Origin of the sequence: Qipengyuania oceanensis, from assembly GCF_009827535.1 — a bacterium.
In the GTDB taxonomy this organism is placed as follows: Bacteria; Pseudomonadota; Alphaproteobacteria; order Sphingomonadales; family Sphingomonadaceae; genus Qipengyuania_C; species Qipengyuania_C oceanensis.
This window is the reverse complement of the sequence record NZ_WTYN01000001.1, coordinates 1,741,677-1,765,955: the sequence shown is the minus strand read 5'-3', so window position 1 is coordinate 1,765,955 and position 24,279 is coordinate 1,741,677. Positions and strand designations below refer to the sequence as shown.

Here is a 24,279-nt window from a genome sequence, read left to right as displayed (position 1 = left end):
TCCCTTGTAAATCCTGGTCTTCTTCCCCTGGGGGAAATCACTCAGGAGCTCCCCGCCGAACAGGTTTTCGCCCCGTCCGCCGGCTCTAAGTAGGACTACCGGGTTCAATCTTTACTTGTGGATATGGTTAACCGAAAAGCGCGGGATATTAATCCTTTACGCCTGGCTAACCTCGGGATGCGGCGGAGAAGCTATATGTCTCCGCCGGTGAGCCGCTGGCAGATGAGGTCCAGCTGGTCGAGAGTGCGGTAACGAATAGTCACCGCACCGGACCGGGGATCGGCATCGGTCTTGATGCGAACGTTGAGACCGAGAAATTCTTCGAGATGCCCTTGAACGGCGGCGATATCCGCATCCTTGGCAGGATCGCGGGTGGTGTGGCCGGGCTTCGCCTTTGCCGGACCGGATCCCTGCCGAACCATCTTTTCGATCTCGCGCACCGACAGCTTCTGATCGACGGCCTGTCGCGCCAGCCTGGAAGCATCTTCGTGCCCGATGAGAGCGCGGGCGTGCCCCATCGAAAGGCTGCCTGTTCCCACCAGAGAGATGACGTCGTCGGGCAGGCTCAGCAGCCTCATGAGATTGGCGACATGGCTGCGCGACTTGTCGACCATCTCGGCAATTTCTGCCTGAGTCATCTCCTCGTCATCGGCAAGTCTCTGATAAGCCTGCGCTTCTTCGATGGGATTGAGGTCTTCGCGCTGGATGTTCTCGATCAGCGCCAGCGCCAGTACCTCGCGACGATCGAGGTCGCGAACGATCGCGGGAATTTCGTGGAGGCGGGCCTTCTGGGCCGCGCGCCAGCGCCGTTCGCCGGCAACCAGCTGGTATCCCTCGCCAATCGGTCGCACGATGATGGGCTGGATCACTCCGCGCGTGGCAATCGAATCGGCGAGTTCTGCCAAAGATGCCTCGTCGAAATGCATTCGCGGCTGCCCCGGCAACGGCTCGATCGACGCAATCGGGAGCGATTTGAGCGCCGATGACGGGCTGCTGCTAGCCGACGATGGTTGCGAATCATCGGCAGCGTTGGCGCCGATATCCGCTGCATGGCCCTGACGGACGAGTGGCTCCTCCCGACGCGTCTCGCCCAGGAGAGCGCCCAGGCCCTTACCGAGCCGTTTCTTCGCCGCTGCGGGCTTTGCCGCGGCGGTGTCGTCGATTTCGGAGCTCATGCAGCTTTCCTCTTCTCGGGCAGGCGGGCGATTAGCTCCCGGGCGAGCGCCATGTAGGCCACACTGCCAGCGCACGCGTGGTCGTAGATCAGCGCAGGCATCCCGTGGCTGGGAGCTTCAGACAAGCGGACGTTTCGTGGAATGACCGATTCGAAGACGAGATTACCCAAGCAATCGCGCACGTCGTCGGCAACCTGGTCGGTCAGGCGGTTTCGGCGATCGAACATGGTCAACACGATGCCGATGATGCCGAGATCGGCATTGAACCGCTGCTGCACCCGTTCGACCGTTTGCAACAACTGGCTCAGCCCTTCGAGCGCGAAGAATTCGCACTGCAGGGGCACTAGTAGCGTATCGGCCGCGCCGAGCGCGTTCAGTGTAAGCAGCCCGAGCGATGGCGGACAGTCGATGAAACAGATTTCGTGTCCGACGTGACCCGCCAGCGCGCGTTGCAGCCTGGCGGTCCGATCGTCCACCGCGACCAATTCTACTTCCGCGCCGCTCAGATCTACGGTCGCTGGCACGATATCAAGGCCGGGTATTTCGGTCGGCTGAATGCACTCGCGCAAGGCCACGTCATTGACCAGCAGGTCGTAACTCGAACTTTCCCGCGCGCTTGCCGGCACGCCCATCCCCGTCGAGGCATTCCCTTGCGGATCTAGGTCGATCAGCAGCGTCTTCCAGCCCGTAGCGGCCATGGCGGTCGCAATATTGATCGCCGTCGTCGTCTTTCCGACTCCGCCCTTCTGGTTGGCAACTGCGATGGTTATCATTTCCGAATTCCTCGAAAGGGCAGTTTTCCGACGATGATGCCTGCCGCCGGGTCGGTTATCGATTGTTCCACGTGGAACAAGCTTCGCTGCGCCGTTGGCATGTCTGCAAGTTCTTGCGCCGCGGAACGACCCTTGGGCAAGACCCACAAGGTGTCGGCTGTGGAGAATCGTTTGGATAATTCCAGCAATCTGCCAAGCGGCGCAAATGCCCTTGCTGTTATCGCCCCCGCCGGAAACGCTCCGACTTGTTCGAGTCTGCGGCCCTCAACCCGACAATTGCGTAGTTCCAGGAGCGCGACCATCTCCTGCAAGAACTCGACCCTCTTGCGACGCGATTCTACGAGGACGACCGTCTGATCAGGTCGCATTGCAGCGATGACCAGGCCAGGCAGTCCCGGCCCAGACCCCAGATCCAACACCGGCAACGTTCCACGTGGAACAAAATTCAGGAGTTGTGCCGAATCAGCAATATGGCGGGACCATACCGAATCCAATGACGCGGCAGATACGAGGTTTTGACGCTGGTTCTCGGCTTTTAGCGCTGTGACATATTTTTCGAGCGTGAGAAGCGTTTCGTCATCGCAACGATCAGCGACGTACTGCCTGGCCGCTTCCTCCGAATCGATCATGCCGCCGTTTTCGCATAGCGGCGCGCATGCACCAGCAGCGCGGCCAATGCAGCGGGCGTGATCCCTGCCACCCGGCCGGCGGCAGACAGCGAGTCCGGCTGTGCCCGGGTCAGCCGTTCGACCATCTCGTTAGAGAGACCGGGAACGGAGGCATATGGGAACTGCGGCGAGAGCGGGAGCGCCTGGCTTGCACACAAGTCTCTCAGCTCTGCGGACTGCCGTTCGAGGTAGGGAGCATAGGCTACGTCTTCCAGCAATTCTGCGGCAAGCGGATCATCGGTCTGAAAGCAGCCAGGCAGCCAATCCCTCAGCATGTCGGTCGAGATGCCGTCGACCTGCAACCATTCACCCACCGATCGCGCCTGACGATCCTTTTTCACCGAGATGTCTGCCGAGGCGAAGTCTCGCGGACTTACCGGATGCGAAAGTGCCTCAAGCCATCGCTGGCGACGAGCAGAGCGTGCCGCGAACCAATCCCGACGTCGCTCACCGACGCACCCTGCCTCGATCGCCATCGGGGTGAGGCGCGTGATCGCGTTGTTCGCACGCAAGCGCAGGCGATATTCGGCGCGGGCAGTCAGCATCCGGTACGGCTCGCTGACACCCTGGAGCGACAAGTCGTCGACCATCACGGCGAGGTAGGAATTTGCCCTGTCCAACGCCGGATAGGCACGTTCCAAGACACTGCAAGCGGCACCGATCCCGGCAATCAGGCCTTGCGCCGCAGCTTCTTCGTAGCCCGTAGTGCCGTTGATCTGTCCGGCGCAATACAGTCCCGGTAATACCTTGACTTCAAGCCAACGCGACAAGGCGCGCGGGTCGATGTGGTCGTATTCGACGGCATACCCCGGCACCGCCATGTCCACCCGCTCCAGCCCCTTCATGGTGCGCAGCATGGCGAGCTGCACGTCGGCCGGGAGGGATGTGCTGATGCCGTTCGGATAGACCAGGTGCGTGTCGAGCCCCTCCGGCTCGAGGAAGACCTGATGACCGTCGCGATCCGCGAAACGGTGGATCTTGTCCTCGATCGAGGGGCAATATCGTGGGCCCTGCGCGTCGATCGCCCCGGTGAACATCGGCGAACGATGTAGATTCTCTCGGATGATCGCGTGACTGCGCTCGTTGGTCCGGGTGATGGCGCAGAAGACCTGCGGCATCGCACGTCCGTCAGTGAGCGGGGACATCGTCCAGCCTTCGTCATCCGAAGCCTGCTCCTCCAGCCCAGCCCAGTCGATCGTTCGACCGTCGAGACGCGGCGGGGTGCCGGTCTTCAGGCGGGCCATCGGTAGCTCGGCTGCACGCAACTGCTCAGCCAGCTTGTGCGCACCCGCCTCGCCGATGCGGCCACCCTGCAGCCGTTCTTCGCCGCGAAACAGCGTCCCGCCAAGGAACGTGCCGGTGCACAGGATGACAGCCTGCCCTGCAAGTTCGGTACCGTCTGCGAGGCGAACACCGGTCACCCTGGCCCCATCCATCAGCAGCGCTGCGACTTCCCCTTCGATGCAGGCGAGATCTCCCTGTTCGGCAAGCATGCGCTGGATCGCCGCCTTGAACAGTTTTCGGTCCGCCTGGACGCGCGGGCCCCATACGGCGCTGCCCTTCGACCTGTTGAGCATGCGATAATGGATCGCAGCCTCGTCGGCCGCGCGCGCGATCAGTCCGTCAAAGGCGTCCACCTCGCGCACGAGGTGGCCCTTGCCCAGACCTCCGATGGCCGGATTGCAGCTCATCGCCCCGATGGTATCGAGGCCGAACGTCACCAGTGCCGCGCGCAGGCCCATGCGCGCAACGACCGCAGCCGCCTCCACGCCGGCGTGCCCACCGCCTACAATGATGACATCGAATGAGCGCATAGTGCGCCCATACTGAATCGCCGATGGAGCGTCAAAGCAAAGCCGTGTTCCACGTGGAACAACCGCGCCTTAGCTCGGACGCGTCACTTGCCAATGCAGAAACGACCGAAAAGCCCGTCCAGCATGTCTTCTGTCGATGTCCGCCCGACAAGCGCGTCGAGCGCAAGCCGTCCCGTCCGTAGCCTCTCCGCCACCAATAGCGGGTCGGAAACACGACCGGCGCCAGCAAGCGCAATCCCCAGCTCGGAGACGAGCCGGCGCTGCCGCCGGTTGAGCGCCGTTTCTCCGGGCCTGGGCATGGCATCGCGCGCGGTGCGAACGAGCTTCTCCACCAATTCGCCGATGCCCGATCCCGTTTCTGCCGAGACTCGCGAGACCGCAGAAGCCTTTCCCGGACGATCTGGCAGATCGACCTTGGTCTCGATTTCCCAGGCCTGCGGCGGACCCTGCCCCTCTTCTCCGAGCCACAAGACGCAATCGGCGGTTTCGAGCGCATCCCGCGCCCGTGCGATTCCGATCGCCTCGATTTCCTCGGCACCTTCTTCGCGCAATCCTGCCGTATCGACGAATGTCAGAGGCACGCCCGAAATCGCAACGCTCCGTTCGATCAGGTCACGCGTCGTACCTGCATGCGGCGAGATGATGGCTCCCTGCGACTCGGTCAATGCGTTGAAAAGGCTCGACTTCCCCGCATTCGGTGGCCCAGCCAGCACGATCCTGTATCCGTCCTTCAAGCGTTCTGCCGTTGGCCGGGAAAGCCATTGCGCGACTTCGCCGGAGAATTCCCGCAAGCGCGAAGTGAAGGACGGTGGCAGTTCGTCGACATCATCCTCGTCCGAGAAATCGAGTGATGCCTCGACGATCGCGGACAATGCCAGCAGCTCCTCGCGCCACAAGTTAGCCTGGCGCGACAGCGTACCGCCAGCCATTGCGAGCGCGGAGGCGCGCTGCAGTTCGGTTTCCGCTTCCAGCAGGTCGGCCAGCCCTTCGGCCTCGGCCAAGTCGATGCGTCCGTTGGCGAAGGCCCGGCGCGTGAATTCTCCGGGCTCTGCCTCGCGCAGGCCGACGCGCGAAGCCAGAGTGCGCTTGACTGCGGCAACGATCGCCCGTCCCCCATGACAATGAAATTCGAGCAAATCCTCGCCGGTCGCGCTGCCGGGCCCCGGAAACCAGAGCACCAGGGCCTCGTCAAGAAGCTCACCTTCGCTGTTGCGGAGGCTGCGAACCGCCGCCCGTCGCGGCTCCGGCAAATCGCCGGCGAGCGCCCTGCCCGCGTCCCCTGCGCCAGAACCGCTGATCCGGATCACGCCGATCGCAGCAGGCGGCGCGCCGCTCGATAGCGCAAAGATCGTGTCATCGCTCATCGGGGCAATGCCCACCGATCAATCGTCGGAGGATTTCCTCGGACGCGACGCTCCTTCGGCCATCGCGGCGCTGTTCTCCATGAAATTCTGGAACAACTTCAGGCCCATCTGCCCCATCGGAGCCAGATTCTGCGCGTATTCCTGGAGCTTCTCCGGGTTGGTGACGCCCTTCATCGCTTTCGCCATGGTATCGACATAGACGCTGTTGGCCTTGCTCATGTCGGGCAATCCCATGAAGGTTCGCGCCTCTTCCGGCGTGCAATCGATTTCGATGTTGACCTTCATCCCCGTTTCTCCGTTATGATCTCGTCGTCCCTATCTGGGTTTATCAATGCCGACAGACAAGCCCAATCCCCTCGTGCGCTCGACGTCGACAACAGCGCCGCTTGCAAAAGGAATATACAGCCAATGTCCGAAACCGTGATGATCGAGACGCTCGATGGCAATGAGGAATTCAAGCTCTACGTCGCCCGTCCGGCCGACGAGCCAAAGGCCGCGATCGTGGTCATCCAGGAAATCTTCGGAGTGAATGCCGGAATTCGGCGCAAATGCGACAAGTGGGCCGAGGCCGGATATCTGGCCGTATCGCCAGACCTGTTCTTCCGCCTCGAACCTGGCGTGGAGCTCGACCCGGACGTCGAGCCGGAATTCCAGCGCGCGCTCGAACTTATGGGCAAGTTCGATCCGGATCAGGGCGTGAAGGACATCGAGGCCGCGATCAAATACGCGCGCAGCCAAGGCGCTGAGAAAGTCGGCGCAGTTGGTTACTGCCTTGGGGGTAAACTCGCCTATATGGTTGCCACACGCACCGACAGCGACGCGACCGTCGGCTACTATGGTGTTCAGATCGACCAGATGCTGGGCGAGAAGCACGCGATCGCCAACCCCCTCATGCTGCACGTTCCCACCGAGGATCATTTCGTCGACAAGGAAGCTCAGAAAGCCATGCATGAAGGGCTGGACGACCATCCGAAGGTCACGCTCCATGATTACGAGGGCCTTGATCACGGCTTTGCAACCGAGTTCGGCGACCGCCGCGACGAGGAAGGCGCCCAGCTCGCCGATTCGCGGACAGAGGCATTCTTCAAGGAGCACCTGGGCTGAGCCCGGTGGCGCCGACTGCGCCCCGCTACCTCGTCCCGCTGATCCTGCTGCTGGTCGTGGCGGGGCTGGCAATTGCCCCTTGGCCTACGCTGCGCTGGGGCCTCGTGCTCGCCCTACCCTTGCTCGGCATCGCCCTGCGGGACTTCTTCCAGCGAAGCCACACGCTAAGGCGCAATTATCCGCTGGTCGCCCGCATCCGCTGGATGATGGAGGATCTGCGGCCGTTCATGCAGTCCTACATCATCGAGGACGATCTGGAGGGCCGACCCTTCAGCCATGAAGAGCGCAGTCTGGTCTATGCCCGGGCCAAGGGCGAACTCGACGCGCATCCCATGGGGACCGAATACGATGTCTATTCGGAAGAATACGAATGGCTCGGTCACTCGATGGTGCCCAACGTCGATGCGCCGCTCGAATGGCGCAAGACCATCGGCGGCCCGGAGACCGCCCAGCCCTACGACAGCAGCCTGCTGAACATCTCCGCGATGAGTTTCGGCTCGCTCTCGGCCAAGGCGATCGAGGCGCTGAACAAGGGGGCGGCGGCCGGAAACTTCGCTCACAACACCGGTGAAGGCGGCATCAGCCGCTATCACCGCTCGCATGGCGGGGATCTGATATGGGAGATCGGCTCGGGCTATTTCGGATGCCGCACCAAGAACGGCGGTTTCGATCCCGATCGCTTTGCCGACCAGGCGCAAGACCAGCAGGTCAAGATGGTCGAGATCAAGCTCAGCCAGGGCGCGAAGCCCGGTCACGGTGGAGTCCTGCCGGGTGCCAAGGTCACGGCGGAGATCGCCGAGGCCCGCGGCGTCGATCCGGGCCGCGACGTGATTTCACCGGCAGCGCATTCGACATTCTCCACGCCGCTGGAAATGATGGAGTGGATCGGCCAGCTGCGGCGTCTCAGCGGTGGCAAGCCCATCGGCATCAAGTTCTGCGTCGGCCAGGTCCATGAAGTCTTCGCCATCGGCAAGGCGATGCGGGCGACCGGTATCGCGCCTGACTACATCGTCGTCGACGGCGCGGAGGGCGGAACCGGAGCAGCGCCGCTCGAACTGTCGAACAATGTCGGAATGCCCTTGCGCGAAGGGCTGGTCGTGGTGCGCAACATGCTCGTCGGGATGAACCTCAAGGATCACATCGCACTCGGCGCATCCGGCAAGGTTCACTCGGGCGCGGGCCTCGCCATTTCCTTCGCGATCGGCGCGGATTTCTGCAACGCGGCGCGCGCCTTCATGTTCTCGCTGGGATGCGTCCAGTCGATGCGATGCCACACCGGCGAATGCCCGACCGGCATCGCGACCCAGAAGGAATGGCGCCAGCAGGGTCTAGACGTCGACAAGAAGGCCGAGCGCGTAACCCGCTTCCAGCGCCAGACGCTGCACTCGCTGCGGGAAATCGTCGTCGCCATGGGCCATGACAGCCCGTGGCATATCCGGGCCGAGGACATGCGCGAAAGGCTCGACGGAGCACGCGCCTGTCAGCTCGACGACATTCACGACTTTCTGGAACCCGGCGTGCTGCTCGACGATCCCGAAGGCACGCGCTATGCCCGCTCGTGGCGCCAGGCCCGCGCCGATACATTCAGGAAGGCGATATGAGCGCAACCGACAATCTCGCTCGCTGGCATGCCGTCATCGAAGGCGGCAACAAGGCCGACGCACTGGCGGACATCCTCCACGATGACGCCGTATTCCACTCACCGGTCGTCCACACCCCGCAACGCGGCAAGCCGATCGTGATGGCCTACCTCGGAGCTGCCGGACAGACGCTCAACAATGACAGCTTTCGCTATGTCCGGGAGATGGTCGACGGCGAGAATATCCTGCTCGAATTCGTGACCGAGATGGGCGGCATTCACGTCAACGGTATCGACCTGATCCGCTTCGACGAGGACGGCCTGATTACAGATTTCAAGGTGATGGTCCGCCCGCTCAAGGCAGTGAACAAGGTCTGGGAAATGATGGCCGCTCAACTCGAACGGCAGAAGGCTGCCGGCTAGCCGCCGGACACGAACTTCTCCACCTCGCGTAGAAGGCGCTCTCCGTCGGGTCGGGTGCCGAGAATGTTGCGCAGCTGCTCGAGCGCCGGTCGTTCCCCGAAACTGAGCAGGTGCTTCATCGACCATTCGTCGAACAGCCGCGTCTGCGCGTCCTCGCGATAGAGCACTTCGAGATTGCTGTGACGCGGATCTTCCTCGATCCGCGTCAGCAGCGCTTCGACGGCGAAGACAGGCCCTTCCAGGAACTGGAGGAAACTGTCGAATTCCTGCAGCAGGAACCCCGTCATTGCGTGTTTCGGGTTGTTGCGCTCGGACTGGGCGACGATGTCGAAGACGTCCGCCGCTTTCACGCCATCGGCAACCTGACTGCGATACAATAGCCTGTGCACCAGGCTCTCCCCCTAGAAGATCCGGAACTTACTGGTTCATCGTATCGAAGAAGTCTTCGTTGGTCTTGGAATCCTTCATCTTGTCGAGCAGGAATTCCATCGCGTCGATCGTGCCCATCTGCATGAGGATACGACGCAGGACCCACATCTTCGAAAGCTTGTCCTTCTCGACCAGCAGCTCTTCCTTGCGCGTACCGGACTTGCCGACATCAAGAGCCGGGAAGATGCGCTTGTCGGCGACCTTGCGATCGAGGACGATTTCCGAGTTACCCGTTCCCTTGAATTCCTCGAAGATGACTTCGTCCATCCGGCTGCCGGTATCGATCAGCGCGGTGGCGATGATCGAAAGCGAGCCGCCTTCCTCGATGTTGCGCGCCGCGCCGAAGAAGCGCTTCGGGCGTTGCAGCGCATTGGCGTCGACACCGCCGGTCAACACCTTGCCCGAGCTCGGCACGACGGTGTTGTAGGCGCGACCAAGGCGGGTGATCGAATCGAGCAGGATCACGACGTCCTTCTTGTGTTCGACCAGGCGCTTGGCCTTCTCGATGACCATTTCGGCGACCTGCACGTGACGCTGCGCCGGTTCGTCGAAGGTCGAGGAAATCACCTCGCCCTTCACGCTGCGCTGCATGTCGGTGACTTCTTCCGGACGCTCGTCGACCAGCAGCACCAGCAGAAAGACTTCCGGGTGATTGTCCGTGATCGCCTTGGCAATGTTCTGGAGCAACACGGTCTTACCGGTGCGCGGAGGGGCCACGATGAGCGCACGCTGCCCCTTGCCCTGCGGCGAGATGATGTCGATCACGCGGGCGGACTTGTCCTTCACCGTCGGATCGAGCGTGTCGAGCGACAGCTTCTCCTCAGGATAGAGCGGAGTGAGGTTGTCGAAATTCGTCCGCAAACGGACCTGGTCGGGATCCTCGTAGTTCACGCTGGTGAGCTTCGTCAGCGCGAAATACCGCTCGCCTTCCCTCGGCGCACGGATCTCGCCTTCGACCGTGTCGCCCGTGCGCAGGCCCATCTTGCGCACCTGGTTGGGCGAGACGTAGATGTCGTCGGGACCGGCAAGGTAATTCGCCTCGGGCGAGCGCAGGAAGCCGAAACCGTCCTGCAGCACCTCGATGGTGCCGATGCCCATGATCTTTTCCTCGTATTCCTCGTCTTCCGCCAGTTCGCGCAGGATGCAGAACATGAGGTCCTGCCGGCGCATGGTGGACGCGCCTTCGACGCCCAGTTCTTCGGCCATCGAGACGAGATCGGCAGGGGTTTTCAGTTTGAGATCTTTGAGATGCATGTCGGTATTTCCAGGTGGGATGTCCGGCCGATGGTCATGGGGCTTGGGGAAAGCGGACCAGGGCATCTGTGGACGATGCCCAACCGGAAGGAGAACGGGTGAATTACGCCTGCAGCGGCGGCGCGTCAATTCGGCAATTGGCTATTTCCGGGATGCCCGGGCCACGTTCAGGAAAGGTAGAGCCGCCCCACGATCACCGTGGTCACGATCAGGATCGCGGCGATACCTGGCACTTCGTTCAGCAGCCGCAAGGCCTTGCCGGACAGCGCTTCCTCGCCGCGCGCCAGCTTCTTGGAATAGGCGCTCATGTAGCCATGGTAACCCGACAGAAGCACCACCAGCAGCAGCTTCAGATGAAACCACGGCGCGCTCCACGCCTGTGTCGTCCATGCCAGCAGCAGGCCGAAGACCCAAACCAGCACGATGGCCGGATTGAGGATTATCCTGCGAAGACGTGCTTCACGCTCGACCCAGCGGGCCCGTTCGTCGGACCCCGCCGGCGCTTCCTGGTGGTAGACGAAGAAACGTGGCAGCATGAACAGGCCGGCCATCCAGAAGATGACGAACACGAGATGTCCGACCTTGAGCCAGGGATAAAGCAAGCCGAGCACCTCGAGCATGAATGGTAGATAGGACGGTCAGCTAGCCGATGAAAGGGCCAGCGTCCAAATCCGTGCGTCAGCCCTGCCAGCCGCGCACCTCTGCGACCAGAGCCTCGACATGCGGGATCGGCGTGAACTGGCCGATTCCGTGTCCCAGATTGAAGACATGCGGGCGGCCTGCAAAGCTGCGCAGGATGAGCCGCACCCGCTCGAGCATTCGGTCGCCACCGGCCAGCAGAAGCAGGGGATCGAGATTGCCCTGCACCGGCATGCCTGCAGGCAATTCGCGCATCGCCCATAGTGGATCGATCGTCTCGTCCACGCCGACCGCGCCGACGCCCGTCTCGCGCGCATAGGCAGGCAGTTTCTCGCCCGCACCCTTGGGAAATCCGATTACCGGCGTATCGGGGTGCGATTCCCCCAGCGCAGCGACGATCGCCGCATTGGGCGCGATCACCCAGCGCTCGAATTCGTCGGGAGCGAGGCTGCCCGACCAGCTGTCGAACAATTGCACGGCCTCGGCGCCTGCATCGATCTGGCCGCGCAGGTAGCCGATGGTGGAAGCCGCGATGGCATCGATGATCGACTGGAACCGTGCCGGATCGGTGTAGGCGAGTGCGCGCGTCGCATGCTGGTCGCGGCTGCCCTCGCCGGCGACCATGTAGGTCGCGACGGTCCACGGCGATCCCGCGAAACCGAGCATCGTCACCGCCGGATCGATCAGCGCACGGCAGCGGCGCACGGTCTCGTAAACGGCCTCGAAGCGTTCAGGATGCGACGTGAACTGGTCGAGCCGTGCCTCGGTCAGCGGAGGCGAGAGCTTGGGACCCTCGCCCGCGAGAAATTCCAGGTGCTGCCCCATGGCATGGGGAACGATCAGGATATCGGAAAACAGGATCGCTCCATCGAAACCGAAGCGCCTCAGCGGCTGCACCGTGACCTCGGCCGCGGCCTCGCTGTCGTAGACGAGATCGAGAAAACCGCCCTTCTCGGCCCGCAAGGCGCGATATTCGGGCAGGTAGCGGCCTGCCTGGCGCATGAGCCACATGGGCACCTTGTCGTCCCGCTTTCCGCGCAGTGTATCGAGGAGAAGGCCGGGCATCGCGTCGTGTCCAATCCAAATAATATATATTTATATAAGGTATGATGGAGTCTGTTGGCCCTGTGGAAAGCGGGCAAAAGCGCTCTATGCCCGATTTGCCCGTCCCTCAACCCGCTTGGCGCATGACGGGACTCGCGAGCCATCCATGGTCAAGCCGAAGTTCTCCTCGTTACCAACAGGCTGTGCATGGAAGGCCCAGCCTGTCGACGGTTTGCCCTGAGCAGGACTCGCAATGGGGGTGGAATCGCGTGCCGAACTTGTCCGCCGCCCTGTCCCGTGGTTTATGCCGGTGCTTGTCCACACCCTCCCCGACCCGGCCGAACAGAACTCCATGACCCGCCTCAACCTCCACCTCCTGTCCGATTCCACCGGCGAGACGCTGGAGATGATCGCCAAGGCGGCGCTCGCCCAGTTCGACGATGCCGACGTGACCCGCCATTTCTGGCCGATGGTCCGCTCGCGCCAGCATCTCGACCGGATTATCCCCGAGATCGGGCAAAATCCCGGCCTCGTGCTGTTCACGCTGGTGAACGAGGACACGCGCAAGCGGCTGGAGGAGCAATGCCGCGCGCTGGGGCTGCCCGCCGTGCCGGCGCTCGATGCCGTGACCGAGGCGCTCGAATCGCAGCTGGGACAGGAAGCGCACGGGCGGCCGGGGCGGCAGCACGCAATGGACGAGGCCTATTTCGAGCGAGTTGAAGCGATCCAGTACACGATCGCCCACGACGACGGGGTCGGCTGGGAAGACTGGGAAGAGGCCGATATCGTCCTTGCCGGCGTGTCCCGTACCTCGAAGACGCCGACCAGCATCTATCTCGCCAATCGCGGATACAAGACCGCGAATATCCCGATCGTGGTCGAGAGCCCGCCACCGGACGTGCTGTTCCGCTTGAGAAAGCCGCTGGTCATCGGACTGACCACAGCGGCCGACCGGCTGGTCCAGATCCGCCGCAACCGGCTGCTCAGCCTGCACGAGGATACCGACACCAGTTACGTCCAGGACGACCGCGTCCAGGCCGAGCTGAAATACGCCCGGCGGATGTTCGCCGACAACGGCTGGCCGGTGATCGACGTGACCCGCCGGTCGATCGAGGAAACGGCTGCTGCAGCGATCCGGCTGCTCGGCCAGCGCAAGGGCGAGGATGCGCCGCTGGTGCACCAGGGTCCGGTATGAGCCTGGTCCTCGCTTCTAAAAGCGCCTCGCGCCGGGCGATGCTAAATGCGGCGGGCATCGCTTACGAGAGCCAGCCCGCCGAGATCGACGAACGTGCGCTCGAAACGGCGATGGAGGATGCCGATGCGTCCGAAATCGCGCAGGCGCTTGCTGCGGCCAAGGCTGCAATGATTTCCGGACAGCGCGCCGGCGACTGGGTGCTCGGCAGCGACTCGCTGGTCGTGTGCGGTGGCCGCCGGTTCGACAAGCCGGACAGCCGCGAGCAGGCGGCGGACCACCTGCGCTTCTTTTCCGGCAAACCGATGCACCTGCACAGCGCGGCCGCACTGGCCCGCGGCGGCAAGGTCGACTGGGTCGGCCATGCGGAGGCACGGCTCGATGTGCGCGAACTGAGCGAGGATTTCATCGGGCGTTATCTCGATGCCGAATGGCCCGAAGTCTCCCACTGTGTCGGCGTGTTCCGGATCGAGGGCAGGGGAGTGCAATTGTTCGACCGGATCATCGGCGACCAGTTCACAGTGCTCGGAATGCCGCTGCTGCAGGTGCTGTCGGCCTTGCGGGGCCGCGGAGTGCTCGAGGCATGACGCGCGTCTATGCAGAAGTGATCGGCGATCCGATCGCCCAGTCGAAGTCCCCGGCGATTCACGGCTGCTGGCTCGACAAGCTCGGGATCAATGCCGAATACCGTGCATGCCACGTCACCGCCGACGGACTCGCGGATTACCTGGCGGCGCGGCGCGCCGACCCGGACTGGCGCGGGTGCAACGTCACCATGCCGCACAAACAGGCGGTCTTGCCGCTGCTCGATACAACCGATCCGATTGCCTCCGCGATTGGTGCAGTCAATACGATCACGCCGGACGGGAAGGGCGGCCTGACCGGGACCAACACCGATGCGCCCGGCTTCCTCGAGGCCTTGCAGCACGATCTGAAACGCACTCACTACTTTCGCATGGCGCGCATCCTGGGGACGGGCGGAGCGGCGCGTGCGATCATCGCGGCGCTGGCGGGGGAGGGGTTCACGCTCGTCGTTGCCGGCCGCAATCCCGACAAGGCGCGGGCGCTGCTCGACGAACTCGCGCCCGATGGCGAGCATCATGCAGTAGACTTGGCGCTTTTCGCAGATCCCACCGACTTCGCCTTCGACGATCGCGAGGGCTGTTGCGATCTGGTCGTGAACGCCAGTCCGCTGGGCATGCGGGGCCAGCCGCCGCTTGTCTTCGACTGGAGCCATGCGCCCCCTGATTCGATTGCATATGATGTAGTAACCGATCCGGTTCGTACCGAATTCCTGGAGAATGCCGAGGCAGCCGGTTTCAGGACCATCGACGGGCTCTCGATGCTGATCGGCCAAGCGGCTGTCGCATTCGAGCGCTTCTTCGGTCAACCGGCGCCGCGCGATGATGGAGATGCCCAGTTGCGCGAAAGGCTAACGGCATGACCCGCCCCGTGATCCTCGGCCTCACCGGATCCATCGGCATGGGCAAGTCGACCGTGGCAGAGATGTTTCTGGAAGAAGGTGTTCCTGTCTTCGATGCCGATCACGAAGTGCGCGTAATGCAGGGGCCCGGCGGCGCGCTCAACGAAGCGATCGAAGCGCGTTTCCCAGGCTCGACGGGCCCTGAGGGCGTCCGGCGCGAGGAGCTCGGCGCACAGGTTTTCGGGGATCCCCATGCGCTCGCCGCGCTTGAGGCCATCGTGCATCCCGCCGTCGCCCGCAAGCGCGAGGCGTTCATGATCGAACATGCCGGCGCGCCGATCGTCGTGTTCGATATTCCGCTTCTCTTCGAGAAAGGCGGCCAAGAGGCAGTCGACCGGGTCATCGTGGTCTCCGCGCCCGCCGACGTCCAGCGCCGCCGCGTGCTTGCCCGCCCCGGCATGACGCCCGAGAAATTCGCGCATATCCTGGAATTGCAGGTGCCCGATGCCGAAAAGCGCGCGCGCGCCGACCACGTCATCGATACGGGCACGACGCTCGAGAAAACGCGCGCAGCTGTACGCGAGCTGGTCGCCAGCCTGCGCGAAACGCGGCATTGAAAAACGCTCAGCTCGCCCCTTGCCAGCGGGCGCTTTCGGTCCGATAGTCTCCAGAATGCGTGAAATCGTGTTCGATACCGAAACCACCGGCCTCGATCCCAAGACGGGGGACCGGATGGTCGAAATCGGCTGCGTCGAACTGATCGACCGGATGCCGACCGGGCGCACCTACCACGCCTATTTCAACCCCGATCGCGACATGCCCGCAGGCGCCGAGGCTGTGCATGGCCTTTCCGCGGCTTTCCTCTCCGACAAGCCGCGCTTCGTGGAGAAGGCGCATGAGCTGCTCGACTTCATCGAGGATTCGCGGCTGGTCGCGCACAATGCCTCGTTCGACTTCGGCTTCCTCAATTTCGAGCTCGAGAATTGCGGCATGGCGGCGGTCTGCCTGACCCGCATGGTCGACACGGTAGCGATCGCGCGCAAGCGGCATCCGGGCGCGAAGTTGTCGCTCGACGCATTGTGTACCCGCTACGGCATCGATCGCAGCCACCGGGTGAAGCACGGGGCGCTGCTGGACGCGGAATTGCTCGCGCAGGTCTATCTTGAATTGAACGGCGGGCGGCAGATCGGCCTCGAACTCGCTGCAGAGGCCGTGACCGCGAGCCGGATTACCACCACAGTGCAGATCGTGCGCTCGGATCGCCCCCGCCGCGAGCCACGGCCGCACGCGCCGAGTGCGGTGGAACTGGCACGGCACGCCGAATTCCTGTCGCGGATCGAGAAGCCGATCTGGCAGACCTGAAGGCAGGGGTCGCAGAACACACTGGAGTGAACAAGACGATGGAAATTCGCGTATCCGGGCACCAGATCGAAACCGGCGCCGCTCTGCAGGAGCACGTGACCGAGCGCCTCACGTCATCGGTCGAGAAGTTTTTCGCCAACGCGATTTCCTCGCATGTCACTTTCGGGAAGGAACCCGGCGGCGCCTACAGCTGCGACATCGTCACCCATGTGATGCACTCCATGATCGTGAAGGCGCACGGCACCGCGCACGACGTACACCAGGCGTTCGACCAGGCTTGCGGCAAGACCGAGAAGCAGTTGCGGCGCTACAAGCGGCGAATTCAGGACCGGCATCAGCAGCAATCCTATGCCCTGCGCGAGGAGGAGGCTGCCTATACCATCTTCGCCCCGATCGAGGATGATTCGGACGACGAGATCGAGACCAGCGATGCGCCGCCGATCATCGCCGAGACGACCGCAGACATCCCGGAGGCGAGCGTGGCGGACGCGGTGATGATGCTCGACCTGCGCGACACGAACGCACTGCTTTTCAAAAATGCTGGTACGGGCAGCCATAATATGGTCTATCGCCGCCGCGATGGTTCGATCGGCTGGGTCGAACCAAGATAGCGCTCGGCGATGCGGTTCGCGGGGCGCGTTTCAAACCGACGGGAATCTGAGCAGGCGTGGCGTTCGGCCTCGCCCTTGCCATCGCCCGTCCTGCGACTGACCGGACACAGACCGATAGCCATGAATGCCAAGTTCAATCTCGTGCCCGCAGCGATCGACACGATCGCGGCGAAGGACAAGGACGGGATCCTGCACGCGCTTTCCGGCCTGTTCGCGCGCAGCTACGCGCTCGATCCGGCGCTCGTTCTCGATGCACTGGAGGAGCGCGAGCAGCTCGGATCGACCGGCTTCGGGCGTGGGGTCGCTTTGCCGCATGCCCGGATAGACGGCATCAACCGGCCGGTCGCTGCGGTCCTTCGGCTGACTTCGCCGGTCGACTTCCGGGCGGCGGACGCCATGCCGGTCGACATGGTGATTGGTCTGCTGTCGCCCGCCAATTCGGGTGCGACCCATCTCCATGCCCTGGCCGCGATCTCGCGCATGGTTCGCGACGACGAGCGGCACGCGGCCCTGATGGACGCAGCCGACGACGATGCGCTCTATGCCATGCTGACGAATGCGATCGATCGTGACGCTGCCTGAAGGGGAAACGGGGCCTGATCGGGAAGCGGGTCCTTCCGGCGCCGACCAGCATCACCGCGCGCTGGAAAACCTGTATCGCCAAGCGCCGATCAACCAGCTCTTCCAGTCGACACTGGAAATCACCGGCGAGGGCCTGGCGCGGATCAGGTTCGAGGTGACGAGCGAGGTCTTTCACGCAGCCGGCGCGGCGCACGGGACGATCTATTTCAAGATGCTCGACGACGCGGCCTTTTACGCGGCCAACACGCTGGCGACCGACCGTTTCCTGCTGACCACCTCGTTCAACCTGCATTTCACCAAGCCCGTCCGCGAAGGCGCGGTGGTGGCCGAAGGCAAGTGGATCAGCGGCCGACGGCGGGTTTTCGTCGCGGAATCGCGGCTGGTCGATGCCGAGGGCGACGAGATCGGGCGTGGTACCGGCACGTTCATGCGTTCGCGGATCGCCCTGTCGGGCCTTCCCGGCTACCGGCCCGGCTGAGTCCTGACAGGTGGAAGCTCGCCTCCCGACGCACCTGGAAGTGAGTGGCTTGATCCGCGCGGTAGAGGCGGCTGGAGGATTCGCGACTGTGATTTCGCGTGGGCATCGGGAGGCCGGTACCCTCGCGGTGTTAACCATGGAGCGCGGCGGGAATGCGCGGTTGCACGAGAGGATGCCGCAACTCGACGGTTCGCGCAGCTTTACCTGTACGCGTGAAGAAACATCTGAAAATAAAGAAGATTTCTCCGAATATCTGGTGCGGAGGGGCGTTCAGGATCCGGATTTATGGATCGTCGAACTGGATGTCCCAGATGGAGAACGCTTCATCGCTGCACTGCAGCATTGAGTTGACTTAAGGATTTCACCCGTTATTTGCCCGCCCACTTCGTAAGAGCGTAGGCGGCACGGCGGCATTGGGGTCGACTGGCTAGCACGCAGACGGGGAATGGCCGGCAGGCCAGCAAGAACCTACATTTTTCGACGCAAACAACGCGCAACTGGTTCCAGCCTGCGACAGGTCCGTTCACCGCTCAGATCATCGGGATCATGAGTCGTAAAACTGCCAAAGCAAGTCTTGCAGCAATCGCTGCAGGTATTTTCGTAATCTTCTCGAGCGTCGATGGTTCCGGCGCCAATGCACAGGCTGCCGATTCGGCAACGCCAGCACAATCTGCCGAAATCGCGCTGACGGACGAAATCGTCCCGGCGAGCGCGGCAGCCGAAGAACCGGTCACCGTTTCACAACCCGTGGTCCAGCCCCTTCCGCAAGACGATACGGCTGAGGATCGGCCGTCGGTGCGCGTGGCCTCGAGCCTGCACGAACTGGTCGCGCATACCGAAGTGTCCGAGCAGCTTTCCGAAGAGATGCAGTGCCTTGCCGGTGCGGTTTATTTCGAATCGCGCGGGGAGCCGCTCGACGGGCAGCTCGCCGTCGCACAGGTCATCATCAATCGCGCCGAATCGCGGCAGTTTCCCGCCAGCTATTGCAGCGTCGTCTATCAGCGGTCGCAGTTCTCCTTCGTGAAGAACGGGGCGATGCCTCAGATCCGGACGTCATCGAACGCCTGGCGCAAGGCCCGTGCCATCGCCAGGATCGCGCATGAAGGCATGTGGGACAGCAAGGCCGCCGATTCGCTGTATTTCCATGCGAAATACGTGCGCCCGGGCTGGGCCAACAAGAAGATCGCCCGCGCGACGATCGATAGTCACATCTTCTACCGATAAAGGTTTCATGGGACCCAAGATGGTCCCGAAACCTGCGAACTCTAGCGAGCGATCTCCACCCATACCGGGGTGTGGTCGCTCGCTTTTTCGCGGCCGCGATATTCCTTGTCGACTCCGGCCGCGGTCATGGCATCGGCCAGTTCGGGGCTCAGCAGCAGGTGATCGATACGAAAGCCATGGTCGCGTTGCCATGCGCCGGCCTGGTAATCCCAGTAGGTCCAGACGCCGCCACGCGGATTGAGCGTATCGATTGCATCCGTCCAGCCGTCCGCGAGCAGCCGGGCATAGGCGTCGCGCGATTCGGGCTGCATCAGTGCGTCGCCCGCCATCGCCTTGGGTGACCAGACATCCTTGTCTTCGGGAATGACATTATAGTCGCCGACCAGCGCACAGGGGATTTCCAGCGCCCATAGTTCGGTCGCCCGTTCGCGCAGGCGCTTCATCCATGCCAGCTTGTAGTCGAACTTCGGTCCGGGATGGGGGTTGCCGTTGGGCAGGTAGATACAGCCGACCCGCACGCCGTCGATATCGGCTTCGAGATACCGGGCCTGCTCGCCTTCGCCCTCGTTCGGCCCGTTGATGCCGAGACCGCGCCTGGTTTCGACCGGCTCGATCCCGTCGGCCAGGATCGCCACGCCATTGAAGCTCTTCTGGCCGTGCCAGATCGCCTTGTAGCCGATCTTCTCGAAGGCATCGGCCGGGAAGCCGTCGTCCATGGTCTTGATTTCCTGCAGGCAGGCGACCTTGGGCCGGGTTTCCTCGAGCCATTCGATGAGACGCGGCAAGCGCGCCTTGATTCCGTTGATGTTAAAGCTGGCGATACGCATGGCCTGCGTGATGCCCGAAGTGGCCCGGCGGGTCTAATCTAAATCCCGAAGCTCGATCCGCACCCGCACCCTGCTGCCGCGTTGGGATTCTCGACCTTGAAGGCCGCGCCCCCCAGCGATTCGACGAAATCCACAGTGCTCCCGCCGACGAGGTCCAGGCTGACCGGGTCCACCACGAGCTGGACGCCTTCGGTTTCGCTGACGGTATCGTCCGCGTCCGCAGCTTCTGCCAGGTCGAACTTGTACTGGAAGCCGGAGCATCCCCCACCTTCGACGGACAGGCGCAGGATCGCGGGCTTCGCCTGCTTGCTGGCGATTGCGGCCACGCGCTGGGCGGCTGCCGGCGTCAGGATGAGTGGATGGGTCATGAGTGCGATGTAGGGAGCGCGTCACCCATGCTCAACCGTGGGCGATGTATTCCTTGAGCGCTTCGGCTTCGTGTTCGACCTCGACGATCCGGGATTTGACCAGGTCGCCGATCGAAACGAACCCGCACATGGCGCCGTTTTCGGTCACCGGGAGGTGCCGGATCCGGCGGCGGGTCATCAGGCCGAGCGCCTCGTCCGCGCGCGCGCTTTTCTCGACGGTGATGGCGGGCGATGTCATCACGTCGCCCACCTTTGAACCGAGGCACGCCGAACCCTCGTGTGCCAGTCGGTAAAGCAGGTCGCGTTCCGAGAAAATGCCGGCGAGCGAGCCGTTGGCGAGCACCGGCATGGCCCCGATCCTCTTTTCGGCGAGCAGCTTGACTGCATCGGCGACGCTCGCTTCCGCATCGATCGTGATCACCTCGCCCGGCGATCGATGCACCAGAATATGCGCGATCTGCATGGTTCCACCCTTTCCCTTTCCCGCCATAATGCCATTTTTCGGGCCAGAATGCGAATCGCGCGCGTGGGAAAGCATTTGCCAGCGCAGGCACCCTGCCGCATGAGCTTCGCCATGGCCGCACCTTCGCCTCTCGACGAGCCAGAAAACGCAAGTTTCGCGTGGCGACGCTACAAGCGCCTGATGCGCTTCATGGTGGCGGTCACGCTCCTCGTCGTGCTTGTCGCATTGGTGGGCCTCTACCTCTACGTCGGGCCGGTATCTTGGCACTTCTACCTGGCCACCGGCCTCGGCATCGGCTTCGCCATGCTGCTGATGAGCGCGCTGATGGGGCTGGTCTTCCTTTCGAGCGGCACGGGTCACGATGCCAGCGTGACCGATAGCGAACGGGATCGCGATCGCTTCTAGTCCTGCGGGGTGAGGCGGTATTCTTCAACCGGGACGCCGCCGATCAGATGCTCCTGGATGATCCGTTCGAGCACTTCGGGCGAGCATGAATGATACCAGACCGCATCGGGCTGCACGAGCGCGATCGGACCTGCTTCGCACACCTGCAGGCAGTCTGCCTTGGTTCGCCCGATTCCACCTCCTGCTTCGCGCCTGGGCCCGACCAGCCCCAGCTGCTTGAGCCGCTTCTTCAAGTATTTCCAGGCTTCCTCGCCTTCGGCACGGCGGCAGCACTTCTGCTTTTCCGAGATACCGCACAAGAAGATGTGCCGGTCGAGCGAGCCACCACCGATCTTGGCGAGCGCGGCCTGCGCCTTGCGAATCTCCTTGGGGGAAACGCTCATCCGCGCTTGCGGGCAATCCGGGCGATCTCGTCCTTGACCATCTTCTCGACCATGCCCGGCAGGTTCGCATCGATCCATTCGGCGAGCATGGGGCGGAGCATCTCGCGCACGAGGCCTTCGAGCGAAGTTTCGCCCGAGCGGACGATCCGCGGACGCGCGCTCGGTTCCGAGAGCATGGCGAGCGCGGCGAAATTTTCCTGCATGGAGCTGCGGACGCGACTGGTGATCAGCGGCGATTCGGCCTGGTCGTGTCCGGGAGTAGCGGCTGCGGCAGCTTCTTCCGCTTCGAAATCGTCATTGAAGCCGTCGTCCGGTTGGTCGCCCTGCGCTTCGTCGACCAGCTCGGCATCGGACAGGTCGAAGACCTCTTCCGCCTCGTCCTCGTCGACCGGTTCGGGAACGCCTTCGATCGCGCGGCGACGCCGCTCGGCTATCGCGCCGTCGCGATTGTCGCGTGCGATGACCTTCTTGATCGAGTCCAGGATTTCCTCGACCGACGCTTCACCCTGTTGCCGCATTGATGCTCCCCGAATCGAATCGCGAGCGGCGACTATAAGCCGGGATCGGCTTCGATTGCATCAACTTGCACGATCGATGCATCCGGTGCGGCGATATCGATCGTGCGCGTCGCCTGCGGTTCGGGATCGGGATCGCGGCTCCAGTCGAAGAACTTGCCCTGCACCCGTTCGTAATTGAGCTGCGGATCGTAAAGCGGCCCGCCGGTGTCGAGGTTGAGATCGCGCGCTTCGGCGCGGCCCATCGCCGCGAGCAGGCTGAAGCCGGAAACATAGGCGTTGCGGCGCGCCGTCACCAGTTGGACGCGGGCCGAGAGAAGCTCCTGCTCGGCATTGAGCACGTCGAGAATCGTGCGGTTGCCGATCGAGTTTTCCGCCCGGACGCCTTCGAGGCTCAGCTCGGCGGCGTCGACGGCGCTCTGCGAACTCTCGATGATGGCATTGGCGGCGAGCCAGCTCGAATAGGCGGCCCGGACCTGTGCGATCACGTCGCGTTCGGCGGCGATCACTTGCTCCAGCGCGGCTGATGCGCGCGCCTGGGCCTGCCGCTCGAGGGCAGCGGGGCGACCGCCCTGGAACAGCGGAATGCGCAGCGACAGGCCGGCTTGCGCGGCAGTGTCGCTCTGCGGCAAGCTGCCGCCCGGCACCTGGCTGCGCAGCGAGCTCAGCGTGTTCTGGTAATCGTAGCCGGCGAATGCCGACAGGCGCGGCAGTCTGCCCGAGCCAGCCACCCGGATGTCGTAGCCGGCAGCTTCCGCGCGCTCTTCCGCGGCGATCAGGTCGGGATTGTTCTCGAGCGCGATCTGGACGGCCTGTTCGGCGCTTTCCGGCAGGCCCGGCAGCGGCGGCGGCGGTTCGAGATTGGTCGGCGCTTCTCCGACCAGCTGGATATAGGTCTCGCGCGCGCTGATGAGATTGGCCCGCGCACCTTCGAGATCGCCTTGCGCGACGGCCAGTCGTGCCTGCGATTGAGCCACGTCAGTGCGGGTGAGGTCGCCGATCTCGAACCGGTCGCTGGTCGCCTGCAGATTGACGCCGAGGACATCGACCTGGTTCGTCGACAGGCCGACGATTGCCTGGTTGCGCAGCACGTCCATGTAGGCGGCGACGACACGTGTAAAGATGGCGCTCTCGGTCGCGCGCAAGTCCGCTTGCCCGGCAGTCACGCGCTGTTTGGCGGCGCGGATCGAGTTCTTGACCGCACCCCCGGAATAGAGCGGCACGCCGAGGTCCAGCCCTCCGGTGAACAGGCGGTCGGGTCCGAATTGCGAGGCGCCCTCGAGAAACTCGGTATAGCTGCCGGTCGCCGCGACATCGGGAAGACCTGCCGAACGCTCGATCGGAACGCCCTCGTCGACGGCCCGCTGTTGTGCGCGCGCTGCTTCCAGCGAGGGGTTGCTGACGTAGGCCTGCGCCAGTGCCTCGCGCAGCGTGTCTGCGTTTGCCGGTGCGGCCATGGTTGCAAGGCCCATTGCGGCGCCGAGCAGCAATCCGGTCCGAAGCCCCCCCTTGGGCATGTTCAGAAACTCCATTCCTTCGGCTTCGCAAATTCGGGCAGCAGGGCGATGCCGATCTCCGCGAGCGGGAGGAGCGACACGCGCGCGCCGACACGGCGGCCGACCGCGAGGCGTGTCACGCCCTTCTTGACGATGCCGGTGACCACGCGGCCACCCTGTTCGACGCGCTTGACCAGCGCTTCGGGGAAATCCTCGATCGCGCCGTCGACCAGCAGCAGCGAGTAGGTGGCGCGCTTGCGCGAGCTGCCGGTCGCCTCGTCGGGCGAGATCACGTCGAGCTTGCCGACCAACGGGCGGATGAGTTCGGGCAGATAACCGCTGCCACCATCGACCAGCAACACCCGGTCGGACGCGCGCGGCTCTGCCTCGACGAGCATGCGGGCATGAACCAGCGGCGCGCTGAGGAACTTGCCTTCGCCCAGAGGGATGGCGCGATCCATGTAGGCGGTGCCGCGAGCGGTCGCAGGCACGAAATCCTCGCGCGGGACGGTGCCCATGCGAGCCAGAACGTAATCTTCGTTAACCCCTGACGTGCGCAGCTGGCTGTCCACCATCGCACGGCGTGCGGCTGCGAAATCGATCTGGGTGGCGGTAGAGGTCATTGGGAATCCTGATACGCTGTTTTACGGGAATAATACAGCCCGTCAATCCGGAGCGCGCGCT

General features: G+C 63.4%; 31 protein-coding genes. 14 read left to right on the top strand and 17 right to left on the bottom strand.

The window, feature by feature from the left end:
* Nucleotides 1–191 precede the first annotated feature (191 nt).
* From GRI48_RS08515 to GRI48_RS08490, 6 genes are all read right to left on the bottom strand, one after another.
* Complete coding sequence (locus GRI48_RS08515) at nt 192–1,175, bottom strand: ParB/RepB/Spo0J family partition protein (protein ID WP_160674042.1); 984 nt, start codon at nt 1,173–1,175, stop codon at nt 192–194.
* Complete coding sequence (locus tag GRI48_RS08510; protein WP_160674039.1) at nt 1,172–1,948, bottom strand: ParA family protein; 777 nt, start codon at nt 1,946–1,948, stop codon at nt 1,172–1,174. Before GRI48_RS08510 ends, GRI48_RS08515 begins: the two co-directional genes overlap by 4 nt.
* Entirely contained in the window at nt 1,945–2,577 is a 633-nt protein-coding gene (gene rsmG, locus GRI48_RS08505; protein WP_160674036.1) for a 16S rRNA (guanine(527)-N(7))-methyltransferase RsmG, read from the bottom strand. Before rsmG ends, GRI48_RS08510 begins: the two co-directional genes overlap by 4 nt.
* Nucleotides 2,574–4,430 carry a tRNA uridine-5-carboxymethylaminomethyl(34) synthesis enzyme MnmG gene (mnmG, locus tag GRI48_RS08500; protein WP_160674033.1) on the bottom strand — a complete coding sequence of 619 codons (1,857 nt, stop codon included), beginning with the start codon at nt 4,428–4,430 and terminating at the stop codon, nt 2,574–2,576. The genes rsmG and mnmG overlap by 4 nt, the downstream gene beginning before the upstream one ends.
* A gap of 83 nt (nt 4,431–4,513) precedes the next feature.
* Entirely contained in the window at nt 4,514–5,794 is a 1,281-nt protein-coding gene (gene mnmE / locus GRI48_RS08495) for a tRNA uridine-5-carboxymethylaminomethyl(34) synthesis GTPase MnmE (RefSeq protein WP_160674030.1), read from the bottom strand.
* Between the two features lie 18 nt (nt 5,795–5,812).
* Nucleotides 5,813–6,079: a DUF6489 family protein gene (locus GRI48_RS08490; protein WP_160674027.1), complete on the bottom strand. Its 267-nt coding sequence runs from the start codon at nt 6,077–6,079 to the stop codon at nt 5,813–5,815.
* Between the two features lie 123 nt (nt 6,080–6,202).
* Here GRI48_RS08490 and GRI48_RS08485 point away from each other — a divergent pair, with 123 nt between their 5' ends.
* Genes GRI48_RS08485 through GRI48_RS08475 form a run of 3 tightly spaced genes read left to right on the top strand, consistent with a single transcriptional unit; the run spans nt 6,203 to nt 8,900 of the window.
* Nucleotides 6,203–6,898, top strand: coding sequence for a dienelactone hydrolase family protein (locus GRI48_RS08485; protein ID WP_160674024.1), 696 nt, complete (start codon nt 6,203–6,205; stop codon nt 6,896–6,898).
* A gap of 5 nt (nt 6,899–6,903) precedes the next feature.
* Nucleotides 6,904–8,499, top strand: coding sequence for an FMN-binding glutamate synthase family protein (locus GRI48_RS08480; RefSeq protein ID WP_337190793.1), 1,596 nt, complete (start codon nt 6,904–6,906; stop codon nt 8,497–8,499).
* Nucleotides 8,496–8,900 carry a nuclear transport factor 2 family protein gene (locus GRI48_RS08475; protein WP_160674021.1) on the top strand — a complete coding sequence of 135 codons (405 nt, stop codon included), beginning with the start codon at nt 8,496–8,498 and terminating at the stop codon, nt 8,898–8,900. The genes GRI48_RS08480 and GRI48_RS08475 overlap by 4 nt, the downstream gene beginning before the upstream one ends.
* On the opposite strand, the gene GRI48_RS08470 is transcribed toward GRI48_RS08475, so the two are convergent.
* The 4 genes from GRI48_RS08470 to hemE form a co-directional block, all read right to left on the bottom strand.
* Entirely contained in the window at nt 8,897–9,289 is a 393-nt protein-coding gene (locus GRI48_RS08470; protein ID WP_160674018.1) for a BLUF domain-containing protein, read from the bottom strand. The two genes, GRI48_RS08475 and GRI48_RS08470, sit on opposite strands and share 4 nt — an antisense overlap.
* Before the next feature lie 28 nt (nt 9,290–9,317).
* Nucleotides 9,318–10,583, bottom strand: a complete 1,266-nt coding sequence (rho, locus tag GRI48_RS08465) for a transcription termination factor Rho (protein WP_160674015.1) — start codon at nt 10,581–10,583, stop codon at nt 9,318–9,320.
* Nucleotides 10,584–10,750: 167 nt separating this feature from the next.
* The gene (locus GRI48_RS08460; RefSeq protein WP_160674012.1) at nt 10,751–11,203 is read right to left on the bottom strand and encodes a CopD family protein; all 453 of its coding nucleotides are present in this window, start codon (nt 11,201–11,203) and stop codon (nt 10,751–10,753) included.
* 58 nt (nt 11,204–11,261) lie between these two features.
* On the bottom strand, nt 11,262–12,287 hold the full coding sequence (gene hemE, locus GRI48_RS08455; RefSeq protein WP_160674009.1) for a uroporphyrinogen decarboxylase: 1,026 nt from the start codon (nt 12,285–12,287) through the stop codon (nt 11,262–11,264).
* A gap of 331 nt (nt 12,288–12,618) precedes the next feature.
* On the opposite strand from hemE, the gene GRI48_RS08450 reads away from it, so the two are divergent.
* The 10 genes from GRI48_RS08450 to GRI48_RS08405 all read left to right on the top strand — a co-directional run bounded on the left by GRI48_RS08450 (nt 12,619) and on the right by GRI48_RS08405 (nt 19,138).
* Nucleotides 12,619–13,461 carry a pyruvate, water dikinase regulatory protein gene (locus GRI48_RS08450; protein WP_160674006.1) on the top strand — a complete coding sequence of 281 codons (843 nt, stop codon included), beginning with the start codon at nt 12,619–12,621 and terminating at the stop codon, nt 13,459–13,461.
* On the top strand, nt 13,458–14,045 hold the full coding sequence (locus GRI48_RS08445; RefSeq protein WP_160674003.1) for a Maf family protein: 588 nt from the start codon (nt 13,458–13,460) through the stop codon (nt 14,043–14,045). Before GRI48_RS08450 ends, GRI48_RS08445 begins: the two co-directional genes overlap by 4 nt.
* Nucleotides 14,042–14,902, top strand: coding sequence for a shikimate dehydrogenase family protein (locus GRI48_RS08440; RefSeq protein WP_160674000.1), 861 nt, complete (start codon nt 14,042–14,044; stop codon nt 14,900–14,902). The genes GRI48_RS08445 and GRI48_RS08440 overlap by 4 nt, the downstream gene beginning before the upstream one ends.
* Complete coding sequence (gene coaE / locus GRI48_RS08435; protein WP_160673997.1) at nt 14,899–15,498, top strand: dephospho-CoA kinase; 600 nt, start codon at nt 14,899–14,901, stop codon at nt 15,496–15,498. Before GRI48_RS08440 ends, coaE begins: the two co-directional genes overlap by 4 nt.
* A gap of 55 nt (nt 15,499–15,553) precedes the next feature.
* On the top strand, nt 15,554–16,243 hold the full coding sequence (gene dnaQ / locus GRI48_RS08430) for a DNA polymerase III subunit epsilon (protein WP_160673994.1): 690 nt from the start codon (nt 15,554–15,556) through the stop codon (nt 16,241–16,243).
* A 38-nt stretch (nt 16,244–16,281) separates the two neighbouring features.
* Nucleotides 16,282–16,854 (top strand): ribosome hibernation-promoting factor, HPF/YfiA family, encoded by a 573-nt coding sequence (gene hpf, locus GRI48_RS08425; protein ID WP_160673991.1) that lies wholly within the window; start codon nt 16,282–16,284, stop codon nt 16,852–16,854.
* A gap of 120 nt (nt 16,855–16,974) precedes the next feature.
* On the top strand, nt 16,975–17,436 hold the full coding sequence (locus GRI48_RS08420) for a PTS sugar transporter subunit IIA (RefSeq protein ID WP_160673988.1): 462 nt from the start codon (nt 16,975–16,977) through the stop codon (nt 17,434–17,436).
* Nucleotides 17,411–17,914: a PaaI family thioesterase gene (locus GRI48_RS08415; RefSeq protein ID WP_160673985.1), complete on the top strand. Its 504-nt coding sequence runs from the start codon at nt 17,411–17,413 to the stop codon at nt 17,912–17,914. The genes GRI48_RS08420 and GRI48_RS08415 overlap by 26 nt, the downstream gene beginning before the upstream one ends.
* Nucleotides 17,915–17,924: 10 nt before the next feature.
* Entirely contained in the window at nt 17,925–18,260 is a 336-nt protein-coding gene (locus GRI48_RS08410) for a DUF1491 family protein (RefSeq protein ID WP_160673982.1), read from the top strand.
* Nucleotides 18,261–18,460: 200 nt separating this feature from the next.
* Entirely contained in the window at nt 18,461–19,138 is a 678-nt protein-coding gene (locus GRI48_RS08405; protein WP_160673979.1) for a cell wall hydrolase, read from the top strand.
* Nucleotides 19,139–19,179: 41 nt separating this feature from the next.
* On the opposite strand, the gene xth is transcribed toward GRI48_RS08405, so the two are convergent.
* From xth to GRI48_RS08390, 3 genes are read right to left on the bottom strand one after another with little or no spacing between them, the layout of a single operon-like run.
* Nucleotides 19,180–19,965: an exodeoxyribonuclease III gene (xth, locus tag GRI48_RS08400; protein WP_160673976.1), complete on the bottom strand. Its 786-nt coding sequence runs from the start codon at nt 19,963–19,965 to the stop codon at nt 19,180–19,182.
* A gap of 38 nt (nt 19,966–20,003) precedes the next feature.
* Nucleotides 20,004–20,333, bottom strand: coding sequence for an iron-sulfur cluster insertion protein ErpA (gene erpA, locus GRI48_RS08395; RefSeq protein WP_160673973.1), 330 nt, complete (start codon nt 20,331–20,333; stop codon nt 20,004–20,006).
* A gap of 31 nt (nt 20,334–20,364) precedes the next feature.
* A complete protein-coding gene (locus tag GRI48_RS08390) occupies nt 20,365–20,823 on the bottom strand; it encodes a CBS domain-containing protein (protein WP_237451773.1) in 459 nt (152 codons plus the stop codon).
* An 84-nt stretch (nt 20,824–20,907) separates the two neighbouring features.
* Here GRI48_RS08390 and GRI48_RS08385 point away from each other — a divergent pair, with 84 nt between their 5' ends.
* Entirely contained in the window at nt 20,908–21,201 is a 294-nt protein-coding gene (locus GRI48_RS08385) for a hypothetical protein (RefSeq protein WP_160673970.1), read from the top strand.
* Here the strand turns inward: GRI48_RS08385 and GRI48_RS08380 are convergent.
* The 4 genes from GRI48_RS08380 to GRI48_RS08365 are packed head-to-tail and all read right to left on the bottom strand — an operon-like array spanning nt 21,198 to nt 24,218.
* Nucleotides 21,198–21,584, bottom strand: a complete 387-nt coding sequence (locus tag GRI48_RS08380; RefSeq protein ID WP_160673967.1) for a (2Fe-2S) ferredoxin domain-containing protein — start codon at nt 21,582–21,584, stop codon at nt 21,198–21,200. The two genes, GRI48_RS08385 and GRI48_RS08380, sit on opposite strands and share 4 nt — an antisense overlap.
* Nucleotides 21,581–22,102 carry a DUF2497 domain-containing protein gene (locus GRI48_RS08375; RefSeq protein ID WP_160673964.1) on the bottom strand — a complete coding sequence of 174 codons (522 nt, stop codon included), beginning with the start codon at nt 22,100–22,102 and terminating at the stop codon, nt 21,581–21,583. Before GRI48_RS08375 ends, GRI48_RS08380 begins: the two co-directional genes overlap by 4 nt.
* Before the next feature lie 32 nt (nt 22,103–22,134).
* Nucleotides 22,135–23,631 carry a TolC family outer membrane protein gene (locus GRI48_RS08370; protein WP_237451771.1) on the bottom strand — a complete coding sequence of 499 codons (1,497 nt, stop codon included), beginning with the start codon at nt 23,629–23,631 and terminating at the stop codon, nt 22,135–22,137.
* Nucleotides 23,619–24,218 carry a protein-L-isoaspartate O-methyltransferase family protein gene (locus tag GRI48_RS08365; protein ID WP_160673961.1) on the bottom strand — a complete coding sequence of 200 codons (600 nt, stop codon included), beginning with the start codon at nt 24,216–24,218 and terminating at the stop codon, nt 23,619–23,621. The genes GRI48_RS08370 and GRI48_RS08365 overlap by 13 nt, the downstream gene beginning before the upstream one ends.
* Nucleotides 24,219–24,279 lie beyond the last annotated feature (61 nt).

Coding starts and splice junctions, on each gene's coding strand:
- hemE (WP_160674009.1), bottom strand. CDS start 12,287: ATGCCCGGCCTTCTCCTCGATACACTGCGCGGAAAGCGGGACGACAAG.
- GRI48_RS08445 (WP_160674003.1), top strand. CDS start 13,458: ATGAGCCTGGTCCTCGCTTCTAAAAGCGCCTCGCGCCGGGCGATGCTA.
- erpA (WP_160673973.1), bottom strand. CDS start 20,333: ATGACCCATCCACTCATCCTGACGCCGGCAGCCGCCCAGCGCGTGGCC.
- GRI48_RS08450 (WP_160674006.1), top strand. CDS start 12,619: ATGACCCGCCTCAACCTCCACCTCCTGTCCGATTCCACCGGCGAGACG.
- GRI48_RS08390 (WP_237451773.1), bottom strand. CDS start 20,823: ATGGCGGGAAAGGGAAAGGGTGGAACCATGCAGATCGCGCATATTCTG.
- rsmG (WP_160674036.1), bottom strand. CDS start 2,577: ATGATCGATTCGGAGGAAGCGGCCAGGCAGTACGTCGCTGATCGTTGC.
- dnaQ (WP_160673994.1), top strand. CDS start 15,554: ATGCGTGAAATCGTGTTCGATACCGAAACCACCGGCCTCGATCCCAAG.
- coaE (WP_160673997.1), top strand. CDS start 14,899: ATGACCCGCCCCGTGATCCTCGGCCTCACCGGATCCATCGGCATGGGC.
- GRI48_RS08440 (WP_160674000.1), top strand. CDS start 14,042: ATGACGCGCGTCTATGCAGAAGTGATCGGCGATCCGATCGCCCAGTCG.
- GRI48_RS08475 (WP_160674021.1), top strand. CDS start 8,496: ATGAGCGCAACCGACAATCTCGCTCGCTGGCATGCCGTCATCGAAGGC.
- xth (WP_160673976.1), bottom strand. CDS start 19,965: ATGCGTATCGCCAGCTTTAACATCAACGGAATCAAGGCGCGCTTGCCG.
- GRI48_RS08460 (WP_160674012.1), bottom strand. CDS start 11,203: ATGCTCGAGGTGCTCGGCTTGCTTTATCCCTGGCTCAAGGTCGGACAT.
- GRI48_RS08485 (WP_160674024.1), top strand. CDS start 6,203: ATGTCCGAAACCGTGATGATCGAGACGCTCGATGGCAATGAGGAATTC.
- GRI48_RS08380 (WP_160673967.1), bottom strand. CDS start 21,584: ATGAGCGTTTCCCCCAAGGAGATTCGCAAGGCGCAGGCCGCGCTCGCC.
- hpf (WP_160673991.1), top strand. CDS start 16,282: ATGGAAATTCGCGTATCCGGGCACCAGATCGAAACCGGCGCCGCTCTG.
- GRI48_RS08365 (WP_160673961.1), bottom strand. CDS start 24,218: ATGACCTCTACCGCCACCCAGATCGATTTCGCAGCCGCACGCCGTGCG.
- GRI48_RS08490 (WP_160674027.1), bottom strand. CDS start 6,079: ATGAAGGTCAACATCGAAATCGATTGCACGCCGGAAGAGGCGCGAACC.
- mnmG (WP_160674033.1), bottom strand. CDS start 4,430: ATGCGCTCATTCGATGTCATCATTGTAGGCGGTGGGCACGCCGGCGTG.
- mnmE (WP_160674030.1), bottom strand. CDS start 5,794: ATGAGCGATGACACGATCTTTGCGCTATCGAGCGGCGCGCCGCCTGCT.
- GRI48_RS08510 (WP_160674039.1), bottom strand. CDS start 1,948: ATGATAACCATCGCAGTTGCCAACCAGAAGGGCGGAGTCGGAAAGACG.
- GRI48_RS08405 (WP_160673979.1), top strand. CDS start 18,461: ATGAGTCGTAAAACTGCCAAAGCAAGTCTTGCAGCAATCGCTGCAGGT.
- GRI48_RS08415 (WP_160673985.1), top strand. CDS start 17,411: ATGCGATCGATCGTGACGCTGCCTGAAGGGGAAACGGGGCCTGATCGG.
- GRI48_RS08420 (WP_160673988.1), top strand. CDS start 16,975: ATGAATGCCAAGTTCAATCTCGTGCCCGCAGCGATCGACACGATCGCG.
- GRI48_RS08515 (WP_160674042.1), bottom strand. CDS start 1,175: ATGAGCTCCGAAATCGACGACACCGCCGCGGCAAAGCCCGCAGCGGCG.
- GRI48_RS08375 (WP_160673964.1), bottom strand. CDS start 22,102: ATGCGGCAACAGGGTGAAGCGTCGGTCGAGGAAATCCTGGACTCGATC.
- rho (WP_160674015.1), bottom strand. CDS start 10,583: ATGCATCTCAAAGATCTCAAACTGAAAACCCCTGCCGATCTCGTCTCG.
- GRI48_RS08370 (WP_237451771.1), bottom strand. CDS start 23,631: ATGGAGTTTCTGAACATGCCCAAGGGGGGGCTTCGGACCGGATTGCTG.
- GRI48_RS08385 (WP_160673970.1), top strand. CDS start 20,908: ATGGCCGCACCTTCGCCTCTCGACGAGCCAGAAAACGCAAGTTTCGCG.